The following is a 15,910-nucleotide window of genomic DNA, read 5'->3' as shown; positions in this document are numbered from 1 at the left end:
CCATCAGTGGAATGTTCGGGTCGTGAAACAAGGGGCCGGTCACGGTGAAAGAATCACCGTGACCGGGACTGGACAAATGCTGGACAATGCATTCATCCCCTTAACGGGGGAGGACGTCTTCCAGTCGCACGAAGGCGAATCCCGTGGTCGCGAGGTCACCGGCGGCCGGGCGGCGCTCGCCGTCGTGCACCACCAGGAGGCCGTGCGGGAACCGCTTCCCGAGGTGGGCGGTGCTGATCGCCGAGCCGTCGGAGTGCTCCACCGAGTCCGTGCCGCGGCCCGCGACGATCCGCAGGTCCCGCGTGCGCGGGCCGTAGACCACGAACCGCGAGTCGCCCTGGCTGGAGGCGAACAGCGTGTGGTGCGCGACGGCCAGGCCCTCGGCGTCGGCCGTCAGCCACTCGCCCCGAAGCCGGGGTCGGCGCCGTCGGGCACGCACGCCTCGGTGGCCGCATCCCACCGCTGCGGGACGCCGTACGAGCGCACGCGGTCGATCAGCTCGGGCCGCCCGAAGCCGCGGGAGGTGAGCGGGATCCGCCAGATCCCGACGTCTTCCTGGGCGGTGTAGAGCACCCGGCCGTCGAAGACCGACCCCTCCAGCTGCGGTCCCTCGCCCGGCTCCTCGCAGGGCGACCACGTCGTGCCGTCCGGCAGCCGGAAGGAGGACGGCAGGTCGACGGTGGCCAGCTGTTCGGTGCCGACGGCGCCGCCGGGCCGGTCGACGAGCTCCAGCAGCGCCACCCGCGTCTCGTGGCGCCGGGTGACCGCCGCCCAGCGGATCCCGCTGACCGGGTCGCGGCCCGCGGCCAGGCCGTAGGCGGTGCGCTGTTCGTCCACATCGGACTCCGGGAACACCCGCGCGGCGGCGGGGTCGGTGACGTCCCGCAGGACGCCCTCCCCGGCGGCGGCGCCGCGCGGGTCGATGCGGTAGACCCGGACGCGGTCCCGGCCCCGGTCGCTGACGACGGCGAGGTCGCCGACGACGTCGACGTTGTTGAACCGCCCGCCGTCCCCGGCCGGGACGAGCTGCAGGGTCCGTGCTTCGAGGTCGAACGCCGCCAGGCCGCCCTCCTTGAGCGTCCCGAGCACGACGCTGCTGGCGGGGTCGTGCGGGTGGACCCAGATGGCGGGGTCGTCGGCGTCGGCGGGCTCGGCGAAGGCCTGGGTCTGCAGCACCGGCGCGGGATCGCGGGGAGCGGCGGAGGCGGGGAGGGCGGTCAGCAGGGAGACGGCGGCCACGGCCACCGGAAGGAGTCTGCGCACCGGCGCAAAGTAGACGAATCGGGTGGCCGGGACGTGAACGCGCCCGGAACGTGAACGAGCGGTGGGGCGCAGCCCCCGGTTTCCAGCTTACGCGGGGGACCGACAGTTTCGCGGCCGTCGAGGTAGTACTGCGCCACCGGGGCGAGCAGCGCGACGATCTCCTCGTCGTCCGCGTCGGCCAGCGGGGGCAGCTTGATCACGTAGCGCAGCAGCGCCATGCCCATCATCTGCGCCGCGATGCCCGTCACGCGAATTCGAGGCACGTCCAGCGCGCGCGCCACCTCGGCCAGCACCGTGCGCTCGATGAACTGGCGCATCATCAGCGCGACCTGCTCGTTCGTCGCCGCCGCGCGCAGCATCGCGATGAACGGTGTCCGCCCCTCGGGCACCGCCCACACCCCCAGGAACGCCCGGACCAGCCGCTCGCCGACGCCCGCGCGGGGGCCGCTCAGGATGGCGGGCACCAGGGTGGCCGGGTTCACCGGCAGGTTCATCGCCGCCGCGAACAGCGCCTGCTTGCTGCCGAAGAAGTGGTGCAGCAGGGCCGCGTTCACGCCCGCGTCGGCGGCGATCCCGCGGACCGTCGCGCCGTCGTACCCCAGCTCGGCGAACCGGTGGCGGGCCGCGTCGAGGATCTTCTCGCGCGTCTCCGTCTGCCCCGGCCGCCGTCCCGCCCGTGCCATCGTCCGAGCTTAGAAGACCGGTGACTACGCTGGTGGGCATGTCTGTCGCGGTGCGGGTGATCCCCTGTCTCGACGTCGACGCGGGCCGGGTCGTGAAGGGCGTCAACTTCGCCGGCCTCCGCGACGCCGGCGACCCCGTCGAGCTGGCCCGGCGCTACGACGCCGAGGGAGCCGACGAGCTGACGTTCCTCGACGTCACGGCCTCCTCCGGCGACCGCGAGACGACCTACGACGTCGTCCGCCGCACCGCCGAGCAGGTCTTCATCCCGCTCACCGTCGGCGGCGGCGTCCGCAGCAACGACGACGTCAACCGGCTCCTGCGCACCGGCGCCGACAAGGTGAGCATCAACACCGCCGCCATCGCCCGGCCGGAGTTCCTCAGCGAAGCGTCGAGAAGGTTCGGCGCGCAGTGCATCGTCCTGTCGGTCGACGCGCGCCGCGTCCCCGAGGGCGGCGAGGCGACCGCGTCCGGTTTCGAGGTCACCACCCACGGCGGCCGCCGCGGCACCGGCATCGACGCCGTCGAGTGGGCCGCCCGCGGCGAGGAGCTCGGCGTCGGCGAGATCCTGCTCAACTCCATGGACGCCGACGGCACCAAGAACGGCTTCGACCTCGAGCTCATCGAGCTCGTCCGCAAGGCCGTGCGCGTCCCGGTGATCGCCAGCGGCGGAGCGGGCGCGGTCGAGCACTTCCTGCCCGCCGTGAAGACGGGCGCGGACGCCGTGCTCGCGGCCAGCGTGTTCCACTTCGGACAGCTGAAGATCGGCGACGTCAAGGACGCGCTGCGCGAAGGCGGGGTCGAGGTCCGGTGAAGTCCTGGCAGGCACCCGTCGAGGTGAAGGTCACCGCCGCGCTGCTGGTCGGGCTGCCGGTCGCGTGGGCGCTGCTCGACCTGATCCCGGTGCTGAGCGCCGGGTCGGGCCTGGAGATCTACCGGATGCCCGCGCTCGCGCTCATCCTCGGCGGCGTCGTGACGACGGGGCTCGTGCTCAAGATGGGCAGCGCCCGCATCGGCGGACTGGTCGTCGCCGTGGTGTTCGCGCTGCTGCACGCGTTCCTGCTGCTCGGCGCGGCGCTGTGGTGGAACAAGCTGTTCTCCGGCCTGTCCTTCGCGGGCTACGGCTACGCCTTCGTCCTGTTGAACTCGATGCCGCTCAAGCGGCACATCCTGGGAGTACGGGCATGACCCTGGACGCGGCCGTCTCGGCGCGCCTCAAGCGCAACGCCGACGGCCTGATCGCCGCGGTCGTCGTCGAGCACGCCACTTCGGACGTGCTGATGATGGCCTGGATGAACGACGACGCCCTCGCCGCGACCCTGTCCACCCGCCGCGGCACCTACTGGTCGCGCAGCCGGGGCAAGCTGTGGGTCAAGGGCGAGACGTCCGGCCACTACCAGCACGTCCGCGAAGTGCGCATCGACTGCGACGGCGATACCGTCCTGCTGCGCGTCGACCAGACCGGCCCGGCCTGTCACACCGGCACGCACACCTGTTTCGACACCGAGGAGCGCCTGCTCCTGGCCGACGAGAAAGAGCACGCGTGACCATCGTCGCCGACGTCCTGATCGGGCTGGTCGCCCTGATCCACGTCTACATCGTCGTCCTCGAGATGTTCCTCTGGACGACCCCGCGCGCCCGCGCGGCCTTCGGCACGACGCCGGAGTTCGCCGAGGAGTCCAGGACGCTGGCCGCGAACCAGGGGCTGTACAACGGCTTCCTCGCGCTGGCGCTCGTCTGGGGCCTGGTCGCGAGCCAGTTCCAGCTCCAGCTCTACGGCCTGGTCTGCGTGATCATCGCGGGTCTGTACGGTGCGGCGACGGCCAGCAAGCGGATCCTGTTCGTGCAGGTGCTGCCGGGCGCGCTGGCCCTGATCGCGTTGCTGATCGCCCGCTGAACCCGCCTGCTTGCACGCCCGGCGGGGCCGCCGGGTTGCCCCGGTGTGCGGTATCGCCGGAATGCCGCTTAGCTCCGGTTTGACGCCCTAGGCTGCGCGCATGGACCTGGACGGTGACGCTGTCGCCCGCCCCTCGTCGGCGCAGCGGACGGCGTGGGACTGGGCGGCCATCGGCTGCGCGCTGCTCTTCGCGGGCTTCGCGGCCCCCGCGCTGGTTTCGCTCGGCGAGGGCACGGACGCGCTTCCGGCCTGGTGCGCGGCGATGATCGCGCCGGTGATGCTGGGGGTCCTGGTCGCGGTCCGGATCGTCGACGGCGACCGCCGGGCCGCGGCGCTGGCGGACTTCGGGTCGTGGCTGCCCCCGGAGGAGCCGCTGGGCGGCGGGCGCGTGGTCGACTTCGCGGCGGAGACCGCGCGGCTGCGCCGGTCGGCCCGCCGGGCGGCGGTGTTCGCGGCGGTCTGGTGCGCGGTGGTGGTCGGCTTCGTGGTGCTCGGTGCGACCGCCGGAAGCCGGGACACCGGCACCGGCACCAGCGCGGTCGGCGAAGTCGTCGGCGTCGTGCAGCCGGGCGGCGGCCCGCGGCTGGTCCGCGTGGAACTCCGGGTCGACGGCACCACCCGTACGGTGGACGTCGCCGTGGACGACGTCGGCGGCTACTCGGCCGGCCAGGTCGTGACGGTGGTCTACGACCCGCCCGGCCTGCGGAACGTGCGCCTCGCCGACGAGCGCGTCACCGCCCGCCCGGCCCCGGTGGGAGGTGTCGTCGTGGTGCTGGTGATGCTCGCTTTCGTGCCCGCGATCGCGCTGTACCAGGCGTTGAGCTGGCGACGGCGGTACCTCGCGGTCCGCCGGACCGGCTGGCGCCGCGCCGCCGTCACGGTGGTGGTCCCCCGGCCTTCGACGAACTACTACCTCCAGCCGGGCATCGAAGTCCGCTATTCCGACGGCTCGACGATCGCCCTGCGCGCGGCCATGTCCACCTTCCACGGCGCGGCGAAGCTGAAGGACCCGCCGGACCGCATCGCCTGGGTCGGCGGCTGGGGACGCGACATGGTGGTGCTGTTCCCCTACAGCGCTTCGCGGGAAAAGCCCTACGCGGTCCCGGCGTTCGCGTTGACCGTGCGGGAGGACGCGTGAGCGAGCACGGACCGCCACGCCCGGGCGGAGACGGTGAGCTGGCCCGCATGCCGGGCCTTCGTGTCCCGCACCCCCACGACCGGCCCCAGCGCCACCTCGACACAGTTGTCGTTGGGGCCACTGTAGGAAGACTTGCGCCAACCGGTCGAGCCCACGATCGCCTCCGTTATCGGGCGGCCTCCCGAAGCAGGGCCTGGGAAGCCTCTTCGCTCAGAGCTAATCCGCGTAGCACCTTAGCATCGTGCTTATGGCTTGTGGTCTGGGATTCCTCGTGGAGGAAGGCCGTCGAGCTGACATGTTCGACAGAGGCGATCGGCGGCGAGTCGGCGAACTCGTAGATGTCGAACGGGCCGATCAAACCGGGGTGGTAGCCGATTCCGGACGGCACGATACGCAGGCTGATGTTCGCCCGCTCGGACATTGCCAGCAAGTGATCGACCTGGTCGGACATGACCTCGGCGCCGCCGAAGTTTTCGCGGAGGCACTGTTCGCCGATCAAGGCGCTGAACCGCACCGGGTCCCGGCGAGTGAGGATCTGCTGCCGATCGAGCCTGATCCGGAGCCGGTTGTCGGCCTGCTCGATCGGTAGCGAGAGCTGGTCCATGATCGAGCGGATGTAGTCCGGCGTTTGCAGCAGCCCGGGAACGATCAGCGGCGACCACGTGGTGATGACCGTCGCGGTGCTCTCCAAGTTCAGCCGGGTCGTGAGCGCGAACGGAATGTCGGTATTGCTGGAGGCGAGCCAATTGGGTTCCCGCGCATGCCGTGCCAGGGTCCGGATCCGGTCCCGTTTCTCCCCGGTCACGCCCAGCAGCGCGAGGATCGCCGACACGTCCTCGACGCTCGGCAGCCGCTGCCCCTTTTCCCACAACGACAGCACTTGCGGCAGCACGCCCAGCTTGTCCGCGAGCCGGCGAAGGCCGACGTTGCGTGCTTCGCGTTCTTCGCGCAGAGAAGCGGCGAGTGTTCTCGCGGCCGGCCCCGAAGACGTCGGTTTCATGGGGAAAGGATACGAATCCCGTCGATTCCCCGAATGCGCGAACGGTGTCAGCGAAAGGTGACGCCTGATCCCTTACACGCTCGACGAGGCGTTCCGGTTGCCTCTCCGTCGTATGCCGTTTCTCGCAGCGTCCACGCAGGCCAGCGGCCCTACCATCACTCCATGCGGGCACTCTGGGTGGGTATCGTCGTCTTCTTTTCGGTCCTTTCCACGCTCGGCGCCGCGGCGACGGTGTACTCGCTCCTTTCCGGCGACGACGACCTGCCGGGCAACGCGATCCTCCTGGCCGGTGGCCTCGTGTTCGCCGCCATCGGCCGGCACGGGCTGCGGGTCTTCGACCGCGGCGCGCTGGCCGCCGCCCGGGATTTCGGCCGGTGGCTGCCCGCGGCGGATCCCGCCGGCGGTGACCACCCGGAACTGGACGCCCGCCTGCGCCGGGTTTCCCGTCGCGCGACGGGCTTCGCCGTGGGCTGGGCGGTGGTGCTCGCGGCCGGGTTCACCCAGGTCGCCCTGGTCTCCGCCGCCGCCGAGGATCTCCTCGCCACCGGCTTCCACGAGCCCGGCGTGGTCGTCCACGTGCACGCCAGCCCCAGGGGCACTTCGTACATCTGGGTGCGCCACGGCGACCGGACCGACCGGATCCTCTGGGAATCGGACCGCCGCTACCAGGGCGGCGAGGAGGTGATCGTCGTCTACGACCCGGCCGACCCCGCGCGCGTGCGCACCGCGGACGAATCGAACGAGGACGAGGCCCAGCTGAGCTTCGGCATGGTCCCGATCCTGGCCGCCCTGTTCGGCCTGCCGTTCTCGATCGGGCTGGCGGCCGGCTGGCGGCGCCGGATCCGGGCCGTCGAGCGCACCGGGTGGCGACGGGCCGGCGTGACCGACGGGCTGGGCGGAGGGCGGTACCTGGCCGCGGAGTTCCGCGACGGGACGGCGGTCTCGCTCGGCCGCTCCTGGGGCGCCCTCGCCCTGTCGCCGTCGGCCGGCTGGAAGAACCGGCAGGCCTGGGTCGGCGGCTGGGGCAAGGCGATGGTCGTGGGGGACGAGAAGGGCCCGTACGTCCTGGCCGTCCACGCGATCCGGGAGCGGGTCAGCCGATCTCGCCCGTGAGGTAGCGCTGCAGGTTCGGCGCCACCGCGCGCACCAGCACCTCGACCTCCTCGGTGGCGAACGGCTCGAACCTCGCCACGTACCGGATCATGCCCATGCCGACCATCTGGGACGCGCACAGCGTCATGCGCAGCGGGACGTCCTCCGAGCCGATGGAGGAGATCAGCGCCGTGAAGAACTTCTGGAAGAAGTCGCGCAGCACGTGCCCGGCCTGTTCGTTGCCGCTGACGCTGCGGATGAGCGCCACGAACACCCCGCCGCCCGCGCTGTCCCAGCGGGTGAGGAAGGTGCGGACGATGCGCTCGCCGAGCTCGTCGTCCGGGCCGTCGCGCAGGAGGCCCAGCAGCTCCAGGGGGTCGAACGGCAGCTTGAGCACCGCCTGGGCGAACAGGCCTTCCTTGCCGCCGAACCAGTGGTTGACCATCGCCGCGTCGACGCCCGCGCGGGTGGCGATCGCGCGCACGGTCGCGCCGTCGTAGCCGTTTTCGGCGAACACGGCCCTGGCGGCCTCGATCAACGCCGTGCGGGTGTCCTGACCGGCGGGGCGCCGCCCGCGGCGCCGCGAAGTAGGCTCGGTGGTGCTCACGCTCTCATCATGACGCACACCCCCAGTGAATTCAACAATCATTGAATTCAGGGGTCCAGGAGATCCCCCAACCCGGGGTGCAGCACAATGAGGGGCATGGTCAGCGCATCCACCGGGTCCGGTCCCGGCTCGGTCAGCCCGTCCCGTGAGGACTTCCGCGCCCTCGCCGAAAGCCGCCGCGTGATCCCGGTCGTGCGCCGGGTCCTGGCCGACGGCGAAACGCCGATCGGGGTCTACCGCAAGCTCGCCGCCGACCGGCCGGGCACGTTCCTGTTCGAGTCCGCGGAGAACGGTGCCTCCTGGACGCGCTGGTCGTTCATCGGTGTCCGCAGCCCGGCGGCGCTGACCGTCCGTGACGGCGAAGCGGTCTGGACCGGCACCCCGCCGGTCGGCCTGCCGTCGGAAGGCAACCCGCTGACCGTCCTGCGCGAAACGATCGAAGCGTTGCACACCGAGCCGCTGCCCGGGTTGCCGCCGCTCACCGGCGGCATGGTCGGCTACATCGGCTACGACTCCGTGCGCTGGCTGGAAAAGCTGCCCGAGCTGGCCGAGCGCGACCTCGACATCCCCGAGCTGACCATGCTCCTGGCCACCGACCTCGCGGCGTTCGACCACCACGAGGGCACGGTCACGCTCATCGCGAACGCCGTCAACTGGGACGACTCGCCCGAGCGCGTGGACGCCGCCTACGACGACGCCGTCGCCCGGCTGTCCGCGATGACCGAGCAGCTGCAGGTGGCCGCGCCGGCCACTGTCGCCGCCTTCGACCGGCCCGCGCCGGAGTTCGTCCGGAAGCGCTCCAAGGAGGACTTCCACGCGGCCGTCGAGAAAGCCGTCGAGGCGATCAAGGCCGGTGAAGCGTTCCAGATCGTTCCGTCGCAACGGTTCGCGATCCCGACCGCGGCCGACGCGCTCGACATCTACCGCGTGCTGCGCACGTCCAACCCGAGCCCGTACATGTACCTGCTGCGGCTGGACGGCTTCGACATCGTCGGCTCCAGCCCCGAATCCCTCGTGACCGTGCGGGACGGCCGCGCGACCACGCACCCGATCGCGGGCACGCGCTGGCGCGGCGCCGACCCCGAAGAGGACGCGCAGCTGGCCAAGGACCTGCTGGCCGACGAGAAGGAGCGCGCCGAGCACCTGATGCTCGTCGACCTCGGGCGCAACGACCTCGGCAAGGTCTGCAAGCCGGGCACCGTGCGCGTCGTCGACTTCTTCCAGATCGAGCGCTACAGCCACGTCATGCACATCGTGTCGACCGTCACCGGCGAGCTGGCCGAGGGCAAGACGGCGTTCGACGCGGTCACGGCGTGCTTCCCGGCCGGGACGCTTTCGGGCGCGCCGAAGGTGCGTGCGATGCAGCTGATCGAGGAGCTGGAGCCGGTCCGCCGCGCGCTGTACGGCGGGGTCGTCGGCTACCTCGACTTCGCCGGTGACGCCGACACGGCGATCGCGATCCGCACCGCGCTGGTGAAGGACGGCATCGCGCACGTCCAGGCCGGGGGCGGGGTGGTCGCCGACTCGGTGCCGGACTACGAGGACACCGAGTCGCTGAACAAGGCCAGGACCGTGCTCTCGGCCGTGGCCGCCGCCCAGACGATGGTCGCCGCGGGCTCCCTCGACCCGGCCGCGGACTCCGCGCATGTCTGAGGAGGAGGCCAAGCCGTCGCGCCGTCCACTGTGGATGATCGTGGTCGCGCTCCTGCTCGGCGCGCTCGCGCTGTGGGGCGCGTCACGGCTGACGTGGTTCGCGGAGTTCCGCGACGGCGGCGTGCGCGGCACGGTGCTCCACCGCGAGACCGGCGAGCAGCGCGCGACGGCCCTCGTCCCGCTGGCCCTGCTCGCCTTGGCCGGCGTGGCCGGGGTGATCGCGACCGGCGGCTGGGCGCGGCGCGTGCTCGGCGTCGTGCTCGCACTGGCCGGCGTCGCCGCGGTCTGGTCGGGCGTGTCCGGCGTGAAGTTCTCCGGCTGGGCCGACGGCCTGCCCGTCACCGAGATGCTGCTGGGCCGCGGCCTGGCCGTGCTCGGGGGAATTCTCGTCGCGGCCGGCGGGTTGGCAGCCGTCAAAGGCGCGGCCAAGACGGCGCGGCTGGGCACCAGGTACGCGGCACCGGCCACGCGCAAGAAGGTCCGCGATCCGGACGCCGAGCTGTGGGAAGCGCTGTCGGAGGGAGAGGATCCGACGGACGCGAGGGGGAGGCATTCGGAGTAACGCGCGCACCCGGAACCGGGCGCTCCAGATGCGGGGGTTAGCATCGTTTCGGCGGGAAGGGGAAGGTTTTTGTGAGCGACCTTGCGAGTGAATCCGTGAGCACGTACCCGGGCGGGGGCGCCCGGTGACCGTGCTCGAAGACATCGTCGCCGGCGTGCGCGAGGACCTCGCGGCACGCGAGGCCGTGCTGCCGTTCGACGAGCTGAAGATCCGCGCGGCGGCCGCCCCGGCGCCCCGCGACGTGATGTCCGCGCTGCGCGAGTCCGGCATCGGCGTCATCGCCGAGGTCAAGCGGCGCAGCCCCTCCAAGGGCGACCTGGCCGACATCCCCGACCCGGCCGCGCTGGCGAAGGACTACGAAGACGGCGGCGCGCGCGTGATCAGCGTGCTCACCGAGCAGCGCCGCTTCGGTGGCTCGCTGGCCGACCTCGACGCGGTCCGCGCGGCGGTCGACGTCCCGATCCTGCGCAAGGACTTCGTCGTCAGCCCCTACCAGGTGCACGAGGCCCGCCTGCACGGCGCCGACATGGTGCTGCTGATCGTCGCCGCGCTGGAGCAGAACGCGCTCGTCGCGCTGCTCGACCGCGTCGAGTCGCTCGGCATGACCGCGCTGGTGGAGATCCACAACGCCGAGGAGGCCGACCGGGCCCTCGAGGCGGGCGCCAAGGTCATCGGCGTCAACGCGCGCAACCTGCACACCCTCGAGGTGGACCGGGACGTCTTCTCGCGGCTGGCCCCCGGCCTGCCGATGGACGTCTACAAGGTCGCCGAGTCGGGTGTCCGCGGCCCGGGCGACCTGATGTCCTACGCCGGTCACGGCGCCGACGCGGTGCTGGTCGGCGAGGGGCTCGTCGCGTCCGGCGACCCGAAGGGCGCCCTGGTCAAGCTGGTCACCGCCGGATCCCACCCCGCCTGCCCGAGGCCTTCGCGGTGACCCGAGAGCACGACAAGCACGACCCGGACGAGCGGGGCTACTACGGCCCGTACGGCGGGCGGTTCATGCCGGAGGCGCTGATCGGCGTCGTCGACGAGGTGGCCACCGAGTACGACAAGGCCCGGCACGACCCGGACTTCCTGAACGAGTTCCACCGCCTGCTGAAGGACTACGCGGGCCGCCCGTCCTTGCTCACCGAGGCCAAGCGCTTCGGCGAGCACGCCGGCGGCGCGCGGGTGTTCCTCAAGCGGGAAGACCTGAACCACACCGGTTCGCACAAGATCAACAACGTGCTGGGCCAGGCGCTGCTCACCAAGCGCATGGGCAAGAAGCGCGTGATCGCCGAGACCGGCGCGGGCCAGCACGGCGTCGCGACGGCCACCGCGTGCGCGCTGCTCGACCTCGACTGCGTCGTCTACATGGGCGAGGTCGACACCGAGCGCCAGGCGCTGAACGTGGCCCGCATGCGGCTGCTCGGCGCCGAGGTGATCCCGGTCAAGACCGGTTCGCGGACGCTGAAGGACGCGATCAACGAGGCCCTGCGCGACTGGGTGACCAACGCGGACACCACGCACTACCTGTTCGGCACGGCCGCCGGTCCGGCGCCGTTCCCGACCATGGTGCGCAACTTCCACCACGTCATCGGCACCGAGGCCCGCGAGCAGATCCTCGAGCAGACCGGGCGCCTGCCCGACGTCGTCGCGGCGTGCGTCGGCGGCGGATCGAACGCGATCGGCATCTTCTCCGGCTTCTACGACGACCCGTCCGTGCGGCTGGTCGGCCTGGAGCCGGGCGGCGAGGGCATCGAGGGCAACCGCCACGGCGCGACGCTCACGAAGGGCACCCCGGGCAACCTGCACGGCGCGATGACCTACCTGCTGCAGGACGAGGACGGCCAGACGGTCGAGTCGCACTCGATCTCGGCGGGGCTCGACTACCCGGGCGTCGGCCCGGAGCACGCGTGGCTGAAGGACACCGGCCGCGCCGAGTACCGGCCGGTCACCGACGCCGAGGCGATGGACGCGTTCAAGCTGCTCTCGCGCACCGAGGGCATCATCCCGGCGATCGAGTCGGCGCACGCGCTGGCCGGCGCGCTGGTGCTGGGCCGCGAACTGGGTCCGGACGGGCTGATCGTCGTCAACCTGTCGGGCCGCGGCGACAAGGACATGGACACGGCGGCGAAGTGGTTCGGGCTGGTGGACGAGTGAGCGGGATCGACGACCTCTTCGCGACGACCCGCGCGGAGGGCCGGGCCGCGCTGATCGGCTACCTCCCGGCGGGCTTCCCGACGGTCGAGGGCTCGAAGGACCTGATCGCGGCGTGCGTCGACGGCGGCGCGGACCTGATCGAGGTCGGCGTCCCGTATTCGGACCCGGTGATGGACGGCCCGACCATCCAGGCCGCGTCCGTGACCGCGCTGGACAACGGCTTCCGCCTCAAGAACCTGTTCGAGGTGGTCGAGTCGGTGTCGGCCCGCGGCGGCCGGGCCGTGGTGATGACGTACTGGAACCCGGTGAACCGCTACGGCGTGGACCGCTTCGCGCGCGACCTCGCTTCGGCGGGCGGGCTCGGCCTGATCACGCCGGACCTGATCCCGGACGAGGCCGGTGCGTGGATATCCGCATCTTCCGAGCACGGCCTGGACCGGACGTTCCTCGTGGCGCCTTCGTCGTCGGAGGAGCGGCTGGCGTTGACGGCAGCCGCGTCGTCGGGCTTCATCTACGCGACCGCGGTGATGGGTGTGACGGGCGCGCGCGACCAGGTCGGCGCGGGAGCGGAGGAGCTGGTCCGCCGCACGCGGGCGCACACTTCGCTGCCGATCGGCGTCGGTCTGGGTGTCCGCTCGGGCGACCAGGCGGCCGAGGTGGCGTCGTTCGCGGACGCGGTGATCGTGGGTTCGGCCCTGGTCACGGCGGCGGCCGAGGGCACGTCCGGGGTGCGCGCGTTGTCGGCGGAGCTGGCCGAAGGCGTCCGTCGGGCGGTCGCGACGGCTTGACCTGGAGTGCGCTCCAGGTGCGAGGCTGGGTGCCGTGACCACCTACACCCCGGCCCAGGTGACCGAAAAGACCGGCTTCTCGATCGACACGCTGCGGTATTACGAGCGCATCGGCCTGCTCCACGAGGTGGGCCGAACGGCCGGCGGCCGGCGCTTCTTCACCGAGCAGGACGTGGAGTTCCTGCAGCTGCTGCGCTGCCTGAGGTACACGGGCATGCCGGTGGCGGAGATGCTGAGGTTCGTGGAGCTGCTCCGGTCGGGCGAGGCGACGCGCGAGGAACGGGTCGACGTGCTGCGGGAGCACGAGGCCAGGGTGGCGTCGCAGATCGCGCGGTTGAAGGAGCACCAAGACCACATCCGCTTCAAGATCCAGCTGTACAGCGGCGCGGGAGAGCTGGCCCCGGCGGGCTGAGCAGCGCTGTTCTGCCGGCGTGACCCCTTCACCTGATCCAGAGTTGTCGGTGGCGGTCCGCATACTCCTCGTGTGATGATCCACAACGCGTTCCTCTTGCCGCCAGGACCGGACGGCTGGACAGCCGACGAAGTTCTCGCCCTGCCCGAAGAACAAACCATGCTCCAACGGATCGAACTCGTCGACGGGATGCTGCTCGTCAGCCCGTGGCCGGGACTGGCACACCAGCGGCTTCTGGGAAAGCTCCAGACCGCCTGCGCGCCCGCATTGCCGGACGGCACCGAGTTGCTGCCCGGGGTCAACGTCCGCCTCGCAGCGCGGAGACTGCTGACCCCCGACCTGGTCATCGTCAACTGCCCTGGAGCCGACACCGTGGCTTACCAGGCGAGCGAGGTCCTGTTGGCCGCGGAGATCGTTTCGCCTTCGACGAAAACGCAGGACCGGATCCTGAAAAGGGCCGTCTACGCCGAGGCGCTGATCCCGTTCTACCTCCTGGTGGAGCCACTCGAGCCGACTGTCGCAACTCTCTTCGAACTCCAAGGCGACGACTACGAGCCCATCGCCAAGAGCGACAACGGCGAACTCCACCTCACCCGCCCCTTCGCGGTCACCCTCCGCCTCTGAAAGCCTTTGTACGAAAGCTGTACGCGCCCGGCCCAAGATCCACCCCATGGACATCGCACCCCTCCCGCGGCGCACCTTCCTCCGCGGCGCCGCCGGTCTGGTCGCCGCCGGAACCGCCGGGCTTCTCCTCCCGCGGACGGCCCAAGCCGCCACCGAACCGCGGATCTACTCCTGTGCCGAGTGGGGTGCCCGTCCGCCCGCCGATGCCCTCACCACCCTCGACCACCCCGCGAACCGCGTCCTGGTCCACCACATCGCCTGCCCCAACAGCACCGACTACTCCCTGACCCACGCCTTTCAGGTGGCCCGCGACGACCAGCACGACCACATCGACAACAACGGCTGGTCCGACACCGGCCAGCACTTCACCGTCAGCCGCGGCGGGTACCGGCTCGAAGGGCGGCACGGCAGCCTCGACGCCCTCAAGAGCGGCACCACCATGATCCAGGGCGCGCACTGCCCCGGCCAGAACACCAACGCCATCGGCATCGAGAACGAAGGCACCTACACCAGCGTCGAGCCGCCCGAAGCGCAGTGGGCCTCGCTCGTCGTCCTCTGCGCCCACATCTGCCGCCAGTACGGCATCGGCGTCGAGGAGATCAAGGGCCACCGCGACTTCTACAACACCGAGTGCCCCGGTGACCGCCTCTACGCGAAGCTGCCCCAGCTCAGGGAAGAAGTCTCAATGCAGGTAGCGCATCAGCGCGCACAGCTCGCCGGGCGGCAGTGAGCCCAGCGCGGCGATCTCCCCGCGGCGCACGTCCATCAACGTCGTCGCGAACTCCGCGCCGAACGCCGATGTCAACGCGGAGTCCGCCTCGAACGCCGTCACCGCGTCCGCCAGCGACGTCGGCAGCCGGACCGCCGAGGGGAGCGTGCCCGGGTCGACGTCCACCGGCTCCGGCAACGACGCTTCGGCGGAAAGCCCGGCCAGGCCCGCGAACAGCAGCGCCGCCACCACCAGGTACGGGTTCGCCGTCAGGTCGAAGCACTTGACCTCGAAGTTCGCCGCCCGGTCGCGCTGCCCGGCCGGGCCCTGCACGAGCCGCAGCGGCGCCTCGCGGTTTTCCAGGCCCCACACCGAAAACACCCCGGCCCAGTGGTGCGGCTCGAGCCGCAGGTAGCTGACCACCGACGGCGCGCCGATCGCCAGCAGCGCCGGCAGCCGGGTGAAGATCCCCGCGCCGAACGCCTCCGCCGTCGGCGTCAGGCCGAACCGGCCGTCGCCGCCGGCGCACAGGTTCCGGTCGCCGTCCCACAGGCTCAGGTGGACGTGGCCACCGTTGCCCACGCCGTCCGGCGAGAACTTCGGCGTGAACGACGCCCGCAGCCCGTGCTGCTCGCTCACCGTCCGGATCGTCTCGCGGGTCAGCACCGCGACGTCCGCCGCGCGCACCGGGCCGTCCGGCGCCACCGACAGCTCGAACTGCCCGGCCGCGTACTCGGGGTGGATCTGCTCCACCGTCACGCCTTGAGCGGACAAAGTGGACACCAGCGCGCGCAAGTACGAAGCCTGGGCGGACAGCCGCGCGAAACCGTAGGCCGGGCCCGCGGCGGCCGAGCGCGGGTCGTCCGGCGCGTCCGCCGCCGTGATCACCCACTCGATCTCGAACGCCGTCCGCACGGTGTAGCCGAGTTCCGCGACCCGCGCCGCCGCGGCCGCGGCCAGTGCCCGCGCGTCCTGCGGGTGCGGTTCGCCTTCGGTGTCGTACTTGCGGAGCGGCGCCCACGCCCAGCCCGGCTGCGCGGCCAGCGGCACGAGCGCGTCGAGGTCGGGGTGCAGCCGCAGGTCGCCGACCGGGCCCTTCGAGTACGTGCCGTCGGTGATGTCGTCGGTGGCCAGGAAGAAGTCGAACGAGTTCGACGCGCCGACGCCCCACGCCGCCGCCGACCACAGCCGGTCCACCGGGACGGCCTTGACGCGCGCGATGCCGCTGTTGTCCACGAAGGTCAGCGCGACGAGCTCGACGCCGGCCGCGCGCAGGGCGTCCGCCCGCAGCGCGCCCTGCTGTGCGAGTTCTGCCCGATCGAGCTGGCTCATCCTGCTCCCG

19 protein-coding genes and 1 pseudogene are annotated in these 15,910 nt (G+C 71.6%); 14 read left to right on the top strand and 6 right to left on the bottom strand.

The window, feature by feature from the left end; all coding sequences use genetic code 11:
• Positions 1 to 100: 100 nt before the first annotated feature.
• Both ACWEVP_RS23080 and ACWEVP_RS23075 read right to left on the bottom strand, forming a co-directional pair.
• Positions 101 to 1,245: pseudogene (locus ACWEVP_RS23080) on the bottom strand (phytase).
• Positions 1,218 to 1,946 (bottom strand): TetR/AcrR family transcriptional regulator, encoded by a 729-nt coding sequence (locus ACWEVP_RS23075; protein ID WP_452064618.1) that lies wholly within the window; start codon positions 1,944 to 1,946, stop codon positions 1,218 to 1,220. Before ACWEVP_RS23075 ends, ACWEVP_RS23080 begins: the two are co-directional and overlap by 28 nt.
• A gap of 38 nt (positions 1,947 to 1,984) precedes the next feature.
• Between ACWEVP_RS23075 and hisF the strand changes: the two genes are divergently transcribed.
• The 5 genes from hisF to ACWEVP_RS23050 all read left to right on the top strand — a co-directional run bounded on the left by hisF (position 1,985) and on the right by ACWEVP_RS23050 (position 4,979).
• Entirely contained in the window at positions 1,985 to 2,758 is a 774-nt protein-coding gene (hisF, locus tag ACWEVP_RS23070; protein WP_452064617.1) for an imidazole glycerol phosphate synthase subunit HisF, read from the top strand.
• Entirely contained in the window at positions 2,755 to 3,132 is a 378-nt protein-coding gene (locus tag ACWEVP_RS23065; RefSeq protein ID WP_285454215.1) for a hypothetical protein, read from the top strand. Before hisF ends, ACWEVP_RS23065 begins: the two co-directional genes overlap by 4 nt.
• Positions 3,129 to 3,491, top strand: coding sequence for a phosphoribosyl-AMP cyclohydrolase (hisI, locus tag ACWEVP_RS23060; RefSeq protein WP_452064616.1), 363 nt, complete (start codon positions 3,129 to 3,131; stop codon positions 3,489 to 3,491). The genes ACWEVP_RS23065 and hisI overlap by 4 nt, the downstream gene beginning before the upstream one ends.
• Entirely contained in the window at positions 3,488 to 3,841 is a 354-nt protein-coding gene (locus ACWEVP_RS23055) for a DUF1304 domain-containing protein (RefSeq protein WP_452064615.1), read from the top strand. Before hisI ends, ACWEVP_RS23055 begins: the two co-directional genes overlap by 4 nt.
• 100 nt (positions 3,842 to 3,941) lie before the next feature.
• Positions 3,942 to 4,979 carry a DUF3592 domain-containing protein gene (locus ACWEVP_RS23050; protein WP_452064614.1) on the top strand — a complete coding sequence of 346 codons (1,038 nt, stop codon included), beginning with the start codon at positions 3,942 to 3,944 and terminating at the stop codon, positions 4,977 to 4,979.
• Here ACWEVP_RS23050 and ACWEVP_RS23045 read toward each other — a convergent pair.
• Positions 4,934 to 5,074 (bottom strand): DUF397 domain-containing protein, encoded by a 141-nt coding sequence (locus ACWEVP_RS23045; RefSeq protein WP_452064694.1) that lies wholly within the window; start codon positions 5,072 to 5,074, stop codon positions 4,934 to 4,936. The two genes, ACWEVP_RS23050 and ACWEVP_RS23045, sit on opposite strands and share 46 nt — an antisense overlap.
• A 71-nt stretch (positions 5,075 to 5,145) precedes the next feature.
• Positions 5,146 to 5,979 carry a helix-turn-helix domain-containing protein gene (locus ACWEVP_RS23040; protein ID WP_452064613.1) on the bottom strand — a complete coding sequence of 278 codons (834 nt, stop codon included), beginning with the start codon at positions 5,977 to 5,979 and terminating at the stop codon, positions 5,146 to 5,148.
• A gap of 162 nt (positions 5,980 to 6,141) precedes the next feature.
• Between ACWEVP_RS23040 and ACWEVP_RS23035 the strand changes: the two genes are divergently transcribed.
• Positions 6,142 to 7,092 (top strand): hypothetical protein, encoded by a 951-nt coding sequence (locus tag ACWEVP_RS23035; RefSeq protein WP_452064612.1) that lies wholly within the window; start codon positions 6,142 to 6,144, stop codon positions 7,090 to 7,092.
• On the opposite strand, the gene ACWEVP_RS23030 is transcribed toward ACWEVP_RS23035, so the two are convergent.
• Complete coding sequence (locus tag ACWEVP_RS23030; RefSeq protein WP_452064611.1) at positions 7,073 to 7,720, bottom strand: TetR/AcrR family transcriptional regulator; 648 nt, start codon at positions 7,718 to 7,720, stop codon at positions 7,073 to 7,075. The genes ACWEVP_RS23035 and ACWEVP_RS23030 overlap by 20 nt on opposite strands.
• 54 nt (positions 7,721 to 7,774) lie before the next feature.
• Here ACWEVP_RS23030 and ACWEVP_RS23025 point away from each other — a divergent pair, with 54 nt between their 5' ends.
• The 8 genes from ACWEVP_RS23025 (at position 7,775) to ACWEVP_RS22990 (ending at position 14,589) form a co-directional block, all read left to right on the top strand.
• Complete coding sequence (locus tag ACWEVP_RS23025; protein WP_452064610.1) at positions 7,775 to 9,331, top strand: anthranilate synthase component I; 1,557 nt, start codon at positions 7,775 to 7,777, stop codon at positions 9,329 to 9,331.
• A gap of 34 nt (positions 9,332 to 9,365) precedes the next feature.
• Positions 9,366 to 9,893: a Trp biosynthesis-associated membrane protein gene (locus ACWEVP_RS23020; protein WP_452064693.1), complete on the top strand. Its 528-nt coding sequence runs from the start codon at positions 9,366 to 9,368 to the stop codon at positions 9,891 to 9,893.
• A gap of 124 nt (positions 9,894 to 10,017) precedes the next feature.
• Positions 10,018 to 10,827 carry an indole-3-glycerol phosphate synthase TrpC gene (gene trpC / locus ACWEVP_RS23015; RefSeq protein ID WP_452064609.1) on the top strand — a complete coding sequence of 270 codons (810 nt, stop codon included), beginning with the start codon at positions 10,018 to 10,020 and terminating at the stop codon, positions 10,825 to 10,827.
• Positions 10,806 to 12,035, top strand: a complete 1,230-nt coding sequence (trpB, locus tag ACWEVP_RS23010; protein ID WP_452064692.1) for a tryptophan synthase subunit beta — start codon at positions 10,806 to 10,808, stop codon at positions 12,033 to 12,035. The genes trpC and trpB overlap by 22 nt, the downstream gene beginning before the upstream one ends.
• The gene (gene trpA, locus ACWEVP_RS23005; protein WP_452064608.1) at positions 12,032 to 12,823 is read left to right on the top strand and encodes a tryptophan synthase subunit alpha; all 792 of its coding nucleotides are present in this window, start codon (positions 12,032 to 12,034) and stop codon (positions 12,821 to 12,823) included. The genes trpB and trpA overlap by 4 nt, the downstream gene beginning before the upstream one ends.
• Positions 12,824 to 12,857: 34 nt before the next feature.
• Complete coding sequence (locus ACWEVP_RS23000; RefSeq protein ID WP_452064607.1) at positions 12,858 to 13,235, top strand: MerR family transcriptional regulator; 378 nt, start codon at positions 12,858 to 12,860, stop codon at positions 13,233 to 13,235.
• A gap of 75 nt (positions 13,236 to 13,310) precedes the next feature.
• Complete coding sequence (locus ACWEVP_RS22995; RefSeq protein WP_452064691.1) at positions 13,311 to 13,859, top strand: Uma2 family endonuclease; 549 nt, start codon at positions 13,311 to 13,313, stop codon at positions 13,857 to 13,859.
• Positions 13,860 to 13,905: 46 nt separating this feature from the next.
• The gene (locus tag ACWEVP_RS22990) at positions 13,906 to 14,589 is read left to right on the top strand and encodes a peptidoglycan recognition protein family protein (protein WP_452064606.1); all 684 of its coding nucleotides are present in this window, start codon (positions 13,906 to 13,908) and stop codon (positions 14,587 to 14,589) included.
• On the opposite strand, the gene ACWEVP_RS22985 is transcribed toward ACWEVP_RS22990, so the two are convergent.
• Positions 14,542 to 15,900 carry a glutamine synthetase gene (locus tag ACWEVP_RS22985; RefSeq protein WP_452064605.1) on the bottom strand — a complete coding sequence of 453 codons (1,359 nt, stop codon included), beginning with the start codon at positions 15,898 to 15,900 and terminating at the stop codon, positions 14,542 to 14,544. The genes ACWEVP_RS22990 and ACWEVP_RS22985 overlap by 48 nt on opposite strands.
• Positions 15,901 to 15,910 lie beyond the last annotated feature (10 nt).

Source organism: Amycolatopsis sp. NPDC003865, assembly GCF_053605345.1.
This window is presented reverse-complemented; position numbering and strand designations above follow the sequence as displayed.

Coding starts and splice junctions, on each gene's coding strand:
- ACWEVP_RS22985 (WP_452064605.1), bottom strand. CDS start 15,900: ATGAGCCAGCTCGATCGGGCAGAACTCGCACAGCAGGGCGCGCTGCGG.
- ACWEVP_RS23020 (WP_452064693.1), top strand. CDS start 9,366: ATGATCGTGGTCGCGCTCCTGCTCGGCGCGCTCGCGCTGTGGGGCGCG.
- ACWEVP_RS22995 (WP_452064691.1), top strand. CDS start 13,311: ATGATCCACAACGCGTTCCTCTTGCCGCCAGGACCGGACGGCTGGACA.
- ACWEVP_RS23040 (WP_452064613.1), bottom strand. CDS start 5,979: ATGAAACCGACGTCTTCGGGGCCGGCCGCGAGAACACTCGCCGCTTCT.
- ACWEVP_RS23075 (WP_452064618.1), bottom strand. CDS start 1,946: ATGGCACGGGCGGGACGGCGGCCGGGGCAGACGGAGACGCGCGAGAAG.
- ACWEVP_RS23035 (WP_452064612.1), top strand. CDS start 6,142: ATGCGGGCACTCTGGGTGGGTATCGTCGTCTTCTTTTCGGTCCTTTCC.
- hisI (WP_452064616.1), top strand. CDS start 3,129: ATGACCCTGGACGCGGCCGTCTCGGCGCGCCTCAAGCGCAACGCCGAC.
- hisF (WP_452064617.1), top strand. CDS start 1,985: ATGTCTGTCGCGGTGCGGGTGATCCCCTGTCTCGACGTCGACGCGGGC.
- ACWEVP_RS22990 (WP_452064606.1), top strand. CDS start 13,906: ATGGACATCGCACCCCTCCCGCGGCGCACCTTCCTCCGCGGCGCCGCC.
- ACWEVP_RS23025 (WP_452064610.1), top strand. CDS start 7,775: ATGGTCAGCGCATCCACCGGGTCCGGTCCCGGCTCGGTCAGCCCGTCC.
- ACWEVP_RS23050 (WP_452064614.1), top strand. CDS start 3,942: ATGGACCTGGACGGTGACGCTGTCGCCCGCCCCTCGTCGGCGCAGCGG.
- ACWEVP_RS23030 (WP_452064611.1), bottom strand. CDS start 7,720: ATGATTGTTGAATTCACTGGGGGTGTGCGTCATGATGAGAGCGTGAGC.